The organism is Membranihabitans maritimus, from assembly GCF_021729145.1.
Lineage (GTDB): Bacteria > Bacteroidota > Bacteroidia > Chitinophagales > Saprospiraceae > Membranihabitans > Membranihabitans maritimus.
On record NZ_JAJSLW010000002.1, the window covers coordinates 357,723 to 372,258 of the forward strand.

At 37.9% G+C, this 14,536-nt stretch carries 12 protein-coding genes; 9 read left to right on the forward strand and 3 right to left on the reverse strand.

Going from position 1 to position 14,536, the window contains the following annotated elements; genetic code table 11:
• The first annotated feature begins 5 nt into the window (after positions 1–5).
• The 6 genes from LVD47_RS03465 (at position 6) to LVD47_RS03490 (ending at position 6,266) form a co-directional block, all read left to right on the forward strand.
• Positions 6–995, forward strand: coding sequence for a mannonate dehydratase (locus tag LVD47_RS03465; protein ID WP_236974148.1), 990 nt, complete (start codon positions 6–8; stop codon positions 993–995).
• Positions 979–1,743 (forward strand): SDR family NAD(P)-dependent oxidoreductase, encoded by a 765-nt coding sequence (locus LVD47_RS03470; RefSeq protein WP_236974149.1) that lies wholly within the window; start codon positions 979–981, stop codon positions 1,741–1,743. Before LVD47_RS03465 ends, LVD47_RS03470 begins: the two co-directional genes overlap by 17 nt.
• Positions 1,744–1,761: 18 nt before the next feature.
• On the forward strand, positions 1,762–2,916 hold the full coding sequence (locus LVD47_RS03475; RefSeq protein WP_236974254.1) for an SGNH/GDSL hydrolase family protein: 1,155 nt from the start codon (positions 1,762–1,764) through the stop codon (positions 2,914–2,916).
• A gap of 44 nt (positions 2,917–2,960) precedes the next feature.
• Entirely contained in the window at positions 2,961–4,187 is a 1,227-nt protein-coding gene (locus tag LVD47_RS03480) for a sialidase family protein (RefSeq protein ID WP_236974150.1), read from the forward strand.
• Between the two features lie 9 nt (positions 4,188–4,196).
• A complete protein-coding gene (locus LVD47_RS03485) occupies positions 4,197–5,129 on the forward strand; it encodes a dihydrodipicolinate synthase family protein (RefSeq protein WP_236974151.1) in 933 nt (310 codons plus the stop codon).
• 471 nt (positions 5,130–5,600) lie between these two features.
• A complete protein-coding gene (locus LVD47_RS03490) occupies positions 5,601–6,266 on the forward strand; it encodes an RNA polymerase sigma factor (RefSeq protein WP_236974152.1) in 666 nt (221 codons plus the stop codon).
• Positions 6,267–6,284: 18 nt separating this feature from the next.
• Here the strand turns inward: LVD47_RS03490 and LVD47_RS03495 are convergent, their stop codons facing one another.
• The 3 genes from LVD47_RS03495 to LVD47_RS24000 form a co-directional block, all read right to left on the reverse strand.
• Complete coding sequence (locus LVD47_RS03495; RefSeq protein ID WP_236974153.1) at positions 6,285–6,713, reverse strand: VOC family protein; 429 nt, start codon at positions 6,711–6,713, stop codon at positions 6,285–6,287.
• Positions 6,714–7,177: 464 nt separating this feature from the next.
• Positions 7,178–7,306, reverse strand: a complete 129-nt coding sequence (locus LVD47_RS23995) for a GxxExxY protein (protein WP_369427737.1) — start codon at positions 7,304–7,306, stop codon at positions 7,178–7,180.
• Complete coding sequence (locus LVD47_RS24000; RefSeq protein WP_369427738.1) at positions 7,291–7,470, reverse strand: GxxExxY protein; 180 nt, start codon at positions 7,468–7,470, stop codon at positions 7,291–7,293. The genes LVD47_RS23995 and LVD47_RS24000 overlap by 16 nt, the downstream gene beginning before the upstream one ends.
• 373 nt (positions 7,471–7,843) lie before the next feature.
• Here LVD47_RS24000 and LVD47_RS03500 point away from each other — a divergent pair, with 373 nt between their 5' ends.
• The 3 genes from LVD47_RS03500 to LVD47_RS03510 all read left to right on the forward strand — a co-directional run bounded on the left by LVD47_RS03500 (position 7,844) and on the right by LVD47_RS03510 (position 14,507).
• Positions 7,844–9,034 carry a FecR family protein gene (locus LVD47_RS03500; RefSeq protein WP_236974154.1) on the forward strand — a complete coding sequence of 397 codons (1,191 nt, stop codon included), beginning with the start codon at positions 7,844–7,846 and terminating at the stop codon, positions 9,032–9,034.
• 210 nt (positions 9,035–9,244) lie between these two features.
• The gene (locus LVD47_RS03505) at positions 9,245–12,757 is read left to right on the forward strand and encodes a TonB-dependent receptor (protein WP_236974155.1); all 3,513 of its coding nucleotides are present in this window, start codon (positions 9,245–9,247) and stop codon (positions 12,755–12,757) included.
• A 19-nt stretch (positions 12,758–12,776) separates the two neighbouring features.
• Positions 12,777–14,507, forward strand: coding sequence for a RagB/SusD family nutrient uptake outer membrane protein (locus tag LVD47_RS03510; protein WP_236974156.1), 1,731 nt, complete (start codon positions 12,777–12,779; stop codon positions 14,505–14,507).
• Positions 14,508–14,536: the final 29 nt, after the last annotated feature.

The window sequence follows — 14,536 nt, forward strand, 5'->3', positions numbered from 1 at the left end:
CTCAAGTGAAAATAGCAGAAGTATTACCAATAAGGCATGGTGAAATATGGACTCTTGCAGGACAGGCAGGAGTAAGTTATTCGGTTTCCAGGTTGCCAATGGATGATGATGGAAACCCTTCCGTAGAGTATCTGGATTTATTGCAGCTGAGGAATAAACACCGGGACTATGGGTATTCACTGGAAGTTATTGAACCGGATTTAAATTGGCAGTTGAATAAGTTTAAGTTGAATCTCGAAGGAGGGGATGAAGAAATAGAGGCGTGCAAGAAATTAATTAGAAACATGGGGGCCCTCGGAATTCCGGTGTTGTGTTATAATTTTATGGCTCATTTCAATTGGGTAAGGACTTCTTTCTCTGTCGAGGGAAGAGGTGGGGCATTGGTGTCGGAATATGATCATTCTCAGGTAGAGAATAGTCCAACGACAAGATACGGTATTATCGGAAAAGATTTTTTGTGGGAAAGGCTTGAATTGTTTTTAAAGGAGGTAATTCCTGTTGCAGAACAATCAAAGGTAAGGTTGGCTATCCATCCCGATGATCCTCCTGTGGACTCCATTCAGGGAATATCAAGAATTATTACAAGTTTTGAAGACCTGAAAAAGGTGATTACCCTGGTGCCAAGTGCTTTTAATGGGATAACCCTATGTCAGGGTACGATCTCGGCTATGGGGGAAAATGTAACCGAAGTAATCCGGGAATTAGGAAGTGAAAAAAAGGTGTTTTATGTACATTTCAGGGATGTTTCAGGTAGTGCCCAGAAATTTGTTGAAACTTTCCATGACGAAGGGCAAACGGATATGTATGAAACTGTAAAGAATTACATTAAAATAGGTTTTGACGGGCCTGTCAGAATTGACCATGTTCCCACAATGGAAGGGGAAAATAATACAAACCCCGGATATGAAACAAAAGGCCGTTTATTTGCCCTGGGATACTTAAAAGGATTATTTGAAGCAGCTTTGAAAGAAGTAGTATATGAAACTGAGGGATAAAGTAGCTATAATTACCGGAGCCTCGCGTTCAATCGGACGAGCGATTGCAATTGAATTTGCCCGACAAGGTGCCAAAGTCGTAGTTAATTATTATAAGAATAAAGATCTTGCGGTAAAAGTCGTAAAGGAAATACAGAACCTAAATGGTAGTGCCATTGCCATACAGGGTGATGTGTCAAAAGAGGCCGAAGTCAATGCCATGATTGAATCGACATTAAACCATTTTAAGAGAATTGATATATTGGTAAATAATGCGGCTATAGATCCTAGAAAAGAGTGGAATGAAATATCGGGTGAAGAGTGGGACCGGGTAATGGAAGTTAATGTTAAGTCACAATTTTTATGTTCGAAAGCGGTCTATCCTTCTATGTTACAACAAAGTTGGGGTAAAATTATTAATATTTCATCTGTGACCTTTTTTACCGGGCAAAGGAACTATGTCCATTATGTTGCTTCTAAGGGAGCGGTTATTGGTTTTACGCGGGCTTTATCTAGGGAATTAGGAGGTGAAGGTGTAACCGTTAACTGCGTATCATTAGGAGCCATACTTACAGAAACGGAAAGAGAAAAAGTAGGGACTGAAGAAAGGTACGCTGAAGTGTCGAAGAAACTTATTGAATTCCAAGCCATACCAAAGAGGCTAACCGTAGAAGACGTGCTGGGAACCTTTGTTTTCCTGGCTTCTTCGGGGAGCGATTCCATCACCGGACAGACTTTTAATGTAGATGGTGGCTGGATAATGCATTAAAAAAAAACAGGATATGTGATGAATTGTATGATTAATTATGGGATTATATGGGGAAGTATATTAAGTAGTGTTTTCTTTTTCGGAGGAGTAGAGAGCAATAATAGCCCTCTAATACCAGAGGGTATGCAAACAGGTGTCCAAAGTGATCCTGAGATACGATATTTTGATGAAGAAAATTTTACTGTTTATGGAAAATACCATGAAGAGGACAGCTACGGACGACTTCCCTCAAAGTGTAAAGATATAGTGCGTCCTGTTGTTTGGAAATTAAGTAAAAATTCGGCGGGTATAAATATCCGGTTTCAAACAAGCTCACCTGAAGTATGGGTGAAGTGGGAATTGCATAGTTTCGCTTCAAAATCCAACATGTCGGATATCGGGGCTTTGGGAATAGACTTGTATTGTAATGTGAAAGGAGCCTGGCAATATGTCAATTCGGGAGTGCCGAAATCCAAAATGAATGAAGTTATGCTCATATCGGATATGGATCAAATTAGCAAAAAGATGCTCGTTAACCTTCCCCTTTATGGTGGTGTCTCTAAAATAGAGATCGGAGTCCCGGTAGGATATACGGTTGAAAAATATGAGGAAACTCCGGAATTAGAGAATCCAATTGTATTTTATGGTACAAGTATAACCCAGGGTGCCAGTGCTTCTAGACCGGGAATGGCGTATCCCTCTATTATTTCCAGAAATTTGAATATGGAAACCGTTAATCTGGGCTTTAGCGGGAATGGTAAATTTGAGGCCTCTGTCTGTGAGAGTCTTTGTGATATGGAACCTTCTTTATTGGTACTTGATTGTACACCAAATTCATCACCGGAAATCATTGCTGAAAATGCACTCAACTTTATTTTGAATTTTAGAAAATGTCATTCGAATGTTCCGGTTATTTTGATGGAAAGTATAATCAGGGAGTATTCGTATTTTAGAAAAGCGGATGCTTCGGTTTTTGGGAGTAGTGCATATATCCAAAGGCAAAACAGCGCCTTGAAAAAAGTATATACGGAGGCTATGAAAATGGGTGTACCGGATCTCCATTATATGGACGGACAAAATTTGATTGGCCAGGATCATGAAGCGACAGTGGATGGGACCCATTTGTCGGACTTAGGTATGATGAGAATAGCAGAAAGGGTTCAAAATATGATACGACAGGTATTGAATCTTTAGATTGAAATCAATAAATTAATAAAATCCTTGTAAAGGCATCTTTAATGAAAAAAATAATTTTTTTATCTTATGTTTTCTTGATTTTCGCTTGTAGCGGACAGCATAATTCTAAAGGAAAGTCAGACAATCAATCATTGTCTTACCAGATTGTTTTAGATACCCTAATGCAGGGGTATTCGGATACGACATCCTGGTTTTATCCCAGTGTGGGAGTTGTAATAAATGATGACGGCAAGGAAGATTTACTGGTAATGACCGTACAGAAATGGCTAAGAGGTCGAAGTGATGTTTTTACACCGGTAGTCTCAAGTTACAGTAACAACGGCGGACAATCATGGTCCAGATTGGAAGACAAAAATAATGCTTTGGAATTTAGAGAAGGGGAGGATGGAATAACAACGGGTATGTGCAATTTTACACCGAAATGGCATGCAAAGTCTAAAACCCTGTTGGGGACATGCCATTCTGTACCTTATAAAGACAAGAGATTGATGAGTGGACGGAGGTCTCCCATTTGGTCAACCTATAATTTAGATAATCGCTATTGGAATAACTGGCAAGCACTTGAGTTGCCCGAGGAACCAATATACTATGAAACAAATGCGTGCGCAGACCAGAGAGTGGACATGCCAAATGGAGATATCCTTTTTCCAATATATTATCGGGCTGAAGGAGTAGAACCTTTTACCACCAGTGTGATAAGGTGTTCGTTTGATGGTGAATCTCTTACGTATTTGGAGCGGGGGTCTCAATTAAGTATAGATATTGAAAGGGGGTTATTCGAACCTTCGTTAACAAAGTATGGCGATCAATATTATCTGACCATGCGAAATGATAAAAAGGGCTATTGGGCAGAGAGTTCTGACGGTCTTACTTTTTCAGAACCAGAGGTTTGGCATTTCGATACCGGAGAAGAACTAGGTACATATAACACCATGCAACACTGGGTTACACATTCGGAGGGATTGTATCTTGTATATACAAGAAGGGGTGCCAACAATGACCATATAATCAGGCATAGGGCGCCATTATTTATTTCCGAAGTGGATACTGCAACTATGTCACTAATAAAGAGTTCGGAAAAAGTAATTGTGCCAAATCGGGGAGCCCGTCTTGGAAATTTCAGCGTTTCAAATATTAATGAGAACGAAACCTGGATTACCGTAGCGGAGTTGATGGTTGGAGAAGGAGAGGAAGAGTATGGCGCAAACGGGAATGTTTTTGCTGCAAAAATATTATGGAGTAAACCCAATAATAATTCAATTGAATAATATTAAAGTATGGAACATTTGACTTCAGGAACCCTCAATGGAATTTGGTGTTCTATTCAAATTCCCTTTAATCAAAATGACACTATAGATTTTGCAAGTTTGCAAACAGAGATAAATATCCTGACGAATTCATCTTTATCCGGTCTATATTCCAATGGGACAGCCGGAGAATTTTTCAACCAGACTGAATTAGAATTTGATCAAATCAGTGAAATGTTTGCCTCAAGTTGTCATCAAGCAAATATTCCCTTTCAAATAGGAGCTAGCCACATGAGTCCCGTTATTTCCCTGGAAAGAATAAAACGGACGAAAGCTTTGCAACCCTCCGCGTTTCAAATAATTTATCCCGACTGGCTGACACTTAATTACGATGAACAATTGTCATTTTTGGACGGGATTATCGAAGCAGCGGATCCGATTCCTGTTGTTCTATACAATGCGGGCCATTCAAAAACAGTATTGAATCCCTGTGGGTTTAAGAAACTGTCTGAAGAATTCCCACAACTTATTGGAATTAAAGTGGTAGATGGTGGTCCTGAATGGTATAAAGAAATGCGGGAAATGGATCTTGAAGTTGCAGTATTTACTCCTGGACATCGATTGGCGACAGGGATAAAGGAAGGTGTGTCAACAGGATCTTATTCCAATATTGCCTGCCTGGATCCGGAAGCAGCCCAAATATGGTATGATATTATCCTCAGCGATATAGATGAGGGTTTGAGAATTGAAACGAAAGTTTTGGAGTTTCTTAATAAGTGTATTTTGCCCTTTTCGAAAAAAGGCTATTCGGATGCGGCACTTGATAAATTTTTGTGGTCTCTGAGCGGGAGAGATACCACTGACACTAAATTGCGGTGGCCCTATAAGGGTATTGACAGGGAATATCTAGGAGAGATTAGGAAGTATGGAAGAAAAATTCTTCCTCAGTTTTTTAATATCTGAATTAAAATAAAGGCTATAGGTTGCTGGTGTGTTTGAATGTTCAGATGAAGTATTCTATATGGATGCAGTTCTGGTAATTATTTAGAAAGAAATATAAGTGCGGGAGGAAAGAAAGTTAGTTTACATGATTTGGCAAGTATGTTTTATTAAAAATTAAATCAACACCGAGTCCCATTGGTCTTTAATGGGAGACCGGATAAATCCAACGTCCTTTCTGTCAATGGGCAGAAAGCGTTGGCCCCGGTCTTAATACAAGCGAAAATGATTTCTTTAATTGATATTAAGTAAATATATGGTAATTTTAGATCATGTTTCATAGAGATCTACTCTGCATTGTGAAGCAGAATATTCTTTTATTACCTCCAGTTAGAATCCAATATTAATTTTCCGTTACGTTTTTTCTAATTTTTATTTTAAATTGAGCGCGATTGCTGGTTCTGATTAATTATTATATAGTAATAGGCGCTTGTTTTGTCTTCCGAATTAACATACGAATATGCATTACACAGTTCCTTTTCGGCAAAAGAACGAAAAGAAAACGAAGATAGCTCGGCATGGTCAGAGGATAAACTCTGGATAAAATTCCTGGCAGGGCATGAAGATGCATTTGCTAGAATTTACAGTGATTACGCCGATCATCTATATAGTTATGGAATGAAGTTGGTGAATAACCGGGAACGAGTGATGGATGCTATACAGGATTTGTTTACAGGAATGTGGGAATCCCGTGAGCGATTGGGTGAGGTCAAGTCTATCAAAGCATACCTATTTATTTCATTGAGAAGAAAAGTTTTTTCCAATTCAAAGAAGGAAAGAAAAGTGGAACTTATTGGTGATAATAATGCCCTATTTCTAAGGGTTCATACACCTTCTTCCGAACAAAATCTTATTGAAAGGGAGCAGTTGGATAAAGAATATAATGAATTAAGCAATGCCATGGCCAGTTTAAACGCTAGGCAAAAAGAGATTGTTTACCTCAAATTCTACGCCAGGTTGAGTTATGATGATATTGCCGGTATTATGGAAATTGATAAAAAGGCTAGTTACAATTTAATGGCCCGAACACTTGAGCGGTTGAAACAAGTGATGGGTGGGATGTTGGCGATATTGTTTTTATTGAGTGTATTGAAAACATAGATTTTCTAATTATGTCTTTTATTTAGCAAATAATTGATCCATATTTTTAAAGGCTTTAAACTCCAGGGCGTTTCCCGAGGGATCTTTAAAAAAAAGAGTCGCTTGCTCTCCAATTTCTCCCTTAAATCGAATATATGGGTCAATAATAAATTCAATATTTAAGTTAGTTAATCGTTTTGCGAGGTCCTTCCAATCCTTCATAGTCAATACGACCCCGAAGTGAGGTACCGGTACATTATGCCCATCAACAGGATTATTTTTTTTTATTGTGGTGTCATCATTTTGGTCTACAATATGCAGAACCAATTGATGGCCATACAGATCTAGATCTACCCATTTATCGGTAGACCTTCCTTCTCTACAATTCAGAGTTTGGGTATAAAATGTTCTCGTTTCAGTAAGTTCTTTTACCGGAATGGCAAGATGGAATGGTTGTAACTTGTCCATATTTTAATAGTTTTAAAAAATCTAGATGAATATAATCCTTATTTGTTTATTTATGGGAACAGAGTAATTGATTCTTGTCAGTCTTGCGGCTCTTTTTGTGGTTTTTCCAAATAGGCATCAATTTTTTATCATGAATAACTTTGGAGTCTCTTTTCATGAAGTCTGTCAAGTCGTTAAGTCTGGGATTCAACAACTTGATAAACAAAGAGTTTCGCGTCTTAGTGGCGGAAAAGTATCTGCCACGAAAATACCAAAGCACTAAAGTTGACCAAAAGGATTTTGTGCGGTTTTGTGGAATAGAACTTTGGTGGCAAAAAGATAGCTGCCACGGAAGCAGGAAAACAGGAAATCCCACGAAAATAAAATTCGATCAAACTCGTGTAATAGTATGTTGGTGGTAAAACTGTGCCGATTTTCAATTAACAAAGCGTTTAATTCCCTTCCCGGTATTTACTACATTGAAATTAATTAAATATCATAGTCGATTGTCGGTGAGTTTGAGCTGGCTTACTAATTTGGGCACTCCAAACGGGATTTAGTGTATCGACTGCTTTTAATTCACAAATGACTTCATTTTCTACCAGGACATCCAACCAGAGGCCTTATTGAATATTATATCATCATAAACTATAGGGATATCAATTTGACGGAGGGCTTGTAATCCCATTCTTGACAATTCATGGTAAAAGCAGGTTTCGTATACCCTTTCCTGTAATCTCGGACCAAGTGTGCTATGAACCAGGAATGCGGCATGCACTATTTTTTTCCAATTGCTTCTAAATGATCGGGAATAGGTTCGTAAGTCCTTTTGTTCATTGGTAAGAGTATTTGTAATAAAAGTTTTCCTCTTTAATGTACGTTAAAAGTGGGATGATATAAAATCTTTCGTGCTATTTAGCGCGTTTGTGCATTAGTGGCGAAAGAAGTATCTGCCACGAAAGCAGAAAAGCCTGCCGAACTCTGGTGGGCACCAGATTCCTCCAAAAGCATTTCGTGCATTTCACTGTATTAGTGCCTACCAAAGGTAGGTAAACCTTGGTGGCAGAAAAAAATAAAAAAAATTCATTTTTTACCGAGTAAAAATGGAAATAGCCTCTCTATTACTATATACAACCTGGTAGACCATATAAATGACAAACTATAACGACTATAAGAAAGATGATTTTGTCCTCGATGAATATTTTCAGCAATGGGTATTGGAATCGGATTCTGAAACTCAGAAATTCTGGACTAACTGGCTGAAGTTGCATCCTGAAAAGGGAGAGGTTATAGATGAGGCCCGAAGAACAGTTATTCTACTTTCTGAAGAGATGAAGGTAGAAAAATTGTCAGAGGGTGACTATAATGCTATGTGGCAAAACATTTCGGAAAGGAAGAAGGGAAAAAGTAAGCACATTTTTAGCCAGAATATTTTAATCAGGGCTGCGGCTGTATTTATTGGGGTGTGTGTGTTGGCTTATGGTATTTTGAAGACGGATATTTTCAAAATGGAATCAGTTGTACCAATGGAAATTACATCCGGAATTACTTTAGAGCTTCAGGATGGTTCGATAGTCCCGCTTGATGAGAGTGTTTCCAGGGTGATCTCGACAGATGGAGGTAAAAAAGTTGTTACCCAGGACTATCACAAACTGGTATATGAGTCTAGTGAAAAGGAAACTGGACATGAATTGGTATATAATATATTGGCGGTACCGTATGGGAAAAAATTTGAATTGGTTTTGTCGGATGGGAGCCACATATATTTGAATTCAGGTTCCCGTCTTCGTTATCCTGTTCAGTTCCTGAAAAATACGCCAAGGGATGTCTACCTGGATGGTGAAGCATACTTTACGGTATCCCGGGATAAGTCCCGTCCTTTTACGGTTCGAACGGGAGAAATGGACACCCGGGTTTTCGGAACCAAATTCAATGTGTCCAGCTATGAAAATGATCAAAATACATATACTGTACTTGTAGAGGGTAGTGTGGGGGTATACAATTCAGGGAACGACGACAATGGGGAGTCAATGAAATTAATACCCGGGCAACGAGCAATTTTTGAAAAGGGTAGTATTGGTATAGAGGAAGCAGACATAGCAAAGTATACAGCCTGGGTTGAAGGTAAACTGCTTTTTACGGATGATCGCTTTGACCTTATCCTCAAAAAGCTGGAGCGGCATTTTGATGTGGAAATTGATAATCAATTTGGGGAAATCAACGGACGCAGATTTACCGGAACTTTCAGGAATGAAACACTGGATCAAATTCTCAAAGTATTTAGAGCTCATACGTCATTTAAATATGAAAAAAATGGAGATAAAATCACAATTAAAAAGTAAGAAATGAAAGCAACAGGAAAATTAGGAACTACCTAGTCACCTGGTGCACTAAGGTATACCTAGAAAAATAATAGAATATAAAAGGGGTAAAGTCTTTCCTATAAATATATGGGGTAGGAAGGAAAGTAAAAACCGGAATCCCGTGTGGAGCAGGATCCCGGTTGAAATTCGATTTATGTCATAGTTATTAACAAAAATCTATTCAAAGTTATGAAAAAATTCAGGGAATGGCTTGATTTCAAGCCTGGTCCGGTTCAAAAACTCGGTCTAAAAATGAAACTCTCACTGATCCTTATCATTGGAGTCATATTTCAACTACACGCGGAAACAAGTTTTAGCCAGGAGAGTGCAATCTCACTAAACTTAAAATCTGCTACTGTGCTTGAGGTAATTGAAACCATAGAATCCAATTCGGAATACCGGTTCTTTTATAGTCGGGAAGATATTGATTTAGAAAAGAAAGTCAGTGTCTATGCGAAGGAAGAAAAGATTGAGGTGATTTTACATGAACTTTTTAGTCAATTAGCGATAAAATTCACAATAATTGACCGTCAAATTATCCTTGTTCGCAAACCATTAGAAAAGTTGACACCAATAGGCTTATTAAATCAACCAAAATCGCAATTACTAACCAAAAAATATAAGCATATAAGAGTGCTGCCTATTTTAGATTTATCTGGAATAGTAAGAGATATAAATGGAGAGCCATTGATAGGAGTTAATGTCCTTGTTGAAGGTACAAACCAAGGAACTTCTACTGATTTTGAAGGAAGATTTCAATTAGAAGATATTTCTGAAAATGCAATGTTGACCGTTTCTTATATTGGATATAAGACGCAAAAGATCAAATTGAATGGGGAAACGAGTATTGAAATTACGTTACTTGAGGATTCACAAACACTTGATGAGGTAGTGGTTGTAGGGTATGGTTCTCAGAAGAAAGTAAATTTGACAGGATCAGTAGACCAAATAAGTGGAAAAGTATTAGTAGATCGGCCTGTGACAAACATAGGGCAGGCTTTACAAGGTACAATAGGGAATCTTAATATTAGTGTGACAGGTGATCCAGGCGGACCTGGGACGCCAGCAACATATAATGTAAGGGGGTTTACCAGTATTAATGGTGGTGAGCCATTATACATAGTGGATGGTGTACCCATGGACAATCTACAAAATATAAATCCGAACGATGTGGAATCTATTTCTGTTCTCAAAGATGCTGCGTCATCTGCTATTTATGGGGCTCGTGCTGCTTATGGAGTGATAATGGTTACGACAAAGAGAGGAGAGAAGAATGAAAAAATTCAATTAAATTTTTCTTCTAATGTTGCTGCCAATACCTATACAACAATACCTCAAATGGCTAATTCTATGGAATATGCTATTGCCAATAATTATGCGTCCGAAAATAGTGGATTGGCACCATTATATAGTGAAGATGCATTATCGAGGATTGAACAATATATAAATGATCCAGGCAGTATTCCCGTTACACAGCCAGACCAGAATGATCCTAATAGATGGGATTATCAAAATGCCAATGCGAATAACGATTGGTATAGTGTATACTTAAAACCGTATTCTTTGAATCAGACTTATAACTTAAGTGCAAGAGGTGGCAGTGACAATACTACATATTACCTTTCGTCTGGCTTTTTAAACCAGGGAGGCCAACTAAGATATGGGGATGACCTTTACCAGAGGTTTAATTTTAATAGTACGGTTCGCACCCAGGCTACAGATTGGTTGAGTTTTGAACTACGTACTAAATTTAGTAGCGGTAAAAAAGATACGCCTTTTCCGTATGCCGATTTACAAGGAAACTGGTTTCATTTAGCAGGTACCCGTCGTCCTACATGGCCTGTCCGAAACCCAGACGGTGTGTTGAGCCATATTTCTGCTTTGACTTATCCCGCTGAAGGAGGACGAAGTATAAGCAATGAAAGAAACTTATGGCTTTCTGGAGCTACTGAGATTGACATAACAAAAGATTGGAAAGTCAATATCGATTATACATGGAATGGAGCCAATAATTACTATAGTAATCACGATGCATTTGTATATGCATATGGTATTGATGGTTCAAAATATAGTATTGGGCATTCTCGAAATGCAATAAGTAAACAATATCATTCAAATTCATATAATAGTTTGAATGCGTTTACATCTTATGAAAAGGAATTAGGTAACCATTATTTTAAAATTTTAGTGGGACAGCAATTGGAATTATTTACTTTTTCCCAGTTAAATGGTACCCGGTATGATTTAATTACTGACGAAATTCCTGCGATGGGGGTTGCAACAGGTGATCAATTTTCTTCTGATGGCGTATCTGAATATGCTACTATGGGTACTTTTGGCCGATTTAATTACAATTATAATGAAATATATTTATTGGAGCTTAATGCTCGATACGATGGTACCTCCAAATTTCCGGAAGGGGATCGTTTTGGAATATTCCCGTCAGTATCAGTAGGGTATAATATCGCTAAAGAGCAATTTTGGGATATTGCTTTAATTGATAATTTGAAATTCCGTGGATCGTATGGAGCATTGGGGAACCAGGATGTAAGGAATTATTTGTATTTATCAACTATTGGCATTGGGTCTAATCTTAGCTATTTAATCAACAATACACGTCCCAATTATTTAGGGGTTCCGGGATTGGTGTCTGCTAACCTTACATGGGAAAAAGTAACCAGTTTGGATTTTGGTGTAGATGTCTCATTAATGAAAAACAAATTGGATGCATCATTTACCTGGTATAAACGGACAACGTCTGATATGTTAAGTTCTCCAACATCTTTACCTGCAGTTCTAGGTGCAGGAGTCCCTTTAGAAAATAATGCTGACCTGGAAACCAAAGGGTTTGAATTATCTGCAAAATGGCGAGATAATATAGGTTCTGACTTCAATTATAATATTGGGATAGTATTATCTAATTATTCTTCAGTTATAACCAAAATTTCAAACAACCCAAATAAATTATTAAACTCTTATTACGAAGGTGGTGAAATCGGTGAATATTGGGGATATGAAACGGTGGGAATAATAAATTCACAAGAGCAAGTTGAATGGATGATAAGTCTTACTGAAGGAACTTCACCATTCTATAAGGATTGGGGCTTAGGAGATATTGAATACAGAGATTTAAATGGTGATGGAACCCTTGATTATGGAAGTAATACGCTGGATGATCATGGAGATTTAAAATTGATTGGAAATTCGACGCCTAAGTTTCCGTTTGGAATTACTTTGGGAGGAGATTGGAAAGGATTATATTTAGATATGTTTTGGCAAGGTGTTGCCAAAAGAGATGTTTGGCTGTCTGGCACTAATTTTTGGGGTTGGTTAGGAGGGTATGGATCCGCCGTATGGAAATCAACGTTGGATTATTGGACACCAGAGAATACGGATTCTTATTGGCCAAAGCCCTATTCTACAAGAGAAATATCTAAAAACCAGCAGGTTCAGACGCGTTATTTACAAAATGCTGCGTATTTGAGGTTGAAAAACATTCAAATAGGATATAATCTTCCCAATCCCATACTCAATGTACTTAAAATGAGAAGTGTTAGGATGTTTTTAAGTGGTGAAAATGTGATCACGATCTCTGAAGTTAATGAAAATTTCGACCCGGAAGCAATCGGAGGTGGTTGGGGATCAGGAAAAATCTATCCCTTATTGAAGAGTTATTCCTTTGGGTTGAATATCGGTTTATAATACGTTTAAATAAAATATAATGAAAACTATATATATATATGTGATTTTTGCTTGTGTGCTAGGTGTATCCTGTGAAGAATACCTGAATCGACCTCCACAAGATTCCATTACGGATCAAGAGATTCGATTTTCGCAAAATGAGATGGAGCTCTATTGTAATCAATTTTACCCCAGTCTACCGGGTGCTGCGGTAGGGGGATATTTCACAGGGCCATTTTTTGCAGATTATTCATCAGATAATATGATCCCTAATGATTATAACTATAATGCTAGATTGTCCGGATCCATTACGGTTCCGCAAAGCGGAGGAGGATGGAGTTGGGGAAGTATCAGAGGTGTAAATTATTTTTTAAATAATTATTCGTCTACCGAAGAATCCTGGAACATAACAAAACAGTACGTAGGGGAAATGTATTTCTTTCGGGCTTATTTTTATTTTAATATGTTAAAAAGATTTGGAGACCTTCCCTGGTACAATGAGCCATTGGCCACTAATGATTCAGCTCAATTGTATGCGGAGCGATTACCTAGAAATATTGTTGCTGACTCTATTTTAAATGATTTGGATAAAGCAATTGATTATTTACCCGAATTTGGAAGATCAGCCCCCCAAAGATTGTATCAGGATGTAGCTTTGGCATTCAAATCCAGAGTGGCATTATATGAAGGAACATGGGAAAAATACCATCAAGGGACTGAATTTGGTGTAGAAAACGCTGATTATGACAAATATTTTGAAATGTCGGCTGATGCAAGCCAAAGAATAATGGATAGTGGTAATTTTTCGATAAGTGAAGGTGACAAAGAATCCAGAAATTACTGGAATTTATTTAATCAATCTGACTTGAGTGGCAACAATTCTGTGATTTTTTGGAAGAAATTTGATCGAAGTGAAGGTTTGACACACAATGCTACAGCCATACTTGCTCTTGAGGGAGGAGATTGTGGAGTATCAAAATCCTTAGTGGATTCTTATTTGTGTAATGATGGCATGCCTATTTCTCTAAGCTCTTTGTACAAAGGGGATGATTCCGTAATGAGTTTAATTCAAAATCGTGATCCGAGATTGGAACAGACCATTTTCGTTCCAGGGGATCCCAGGAAAATTATGAATGGGGATACCATTGTTAAATTTACCTTACCAGATATTACACAACCCGGGGGAACGGTAAATATCACTGGTTATCACCTATTTAAAGGTGTTAATCCAGATGATAGCCAACATTCGGGAGGTAGTGATGTAGCCAGTATTACATTCAGATATGGTGAGGTTTTGCTAAATTATGCTGAGGCTAAAGCTGAACTGGGATCCTTAACCCAATCTGACTTGGATCTATCTATTAACTTATTGAGACGAAGAGTGGGAATGCCATCTTTGAATTTATCAGTTGGATTTTCTGACCCGAATTGGAATTTCCCTGGTTTGTCCCCCCTGTTAAATGAAGTTAGACGAGAAAGGAGGGTAGAACTTGCGTGTGAAGGTTTTCGATTTGATGATTTAATGAGATGGTCTGCAGATCATTTAATTACTCGACCATCTTATGGGGCAAAATTTTCACAATTTGAAGGAAAAAGTTTTAATCCTCCGCTAGAGAATATTCCAGTTAGTGACGATGGATATATTTTTCCTTATAAGGATACCCCGGCAGAAGACGGTTTACCCTTTGATCAGAGTAAAAATTATTTAGATCCGTTACCTAATTTGGAACTTGTTCTCAACCCTAATTTGGTGCAAAATCCGGGATACTAAATTTGGAATTTAAATTTTCATCGGTCTGT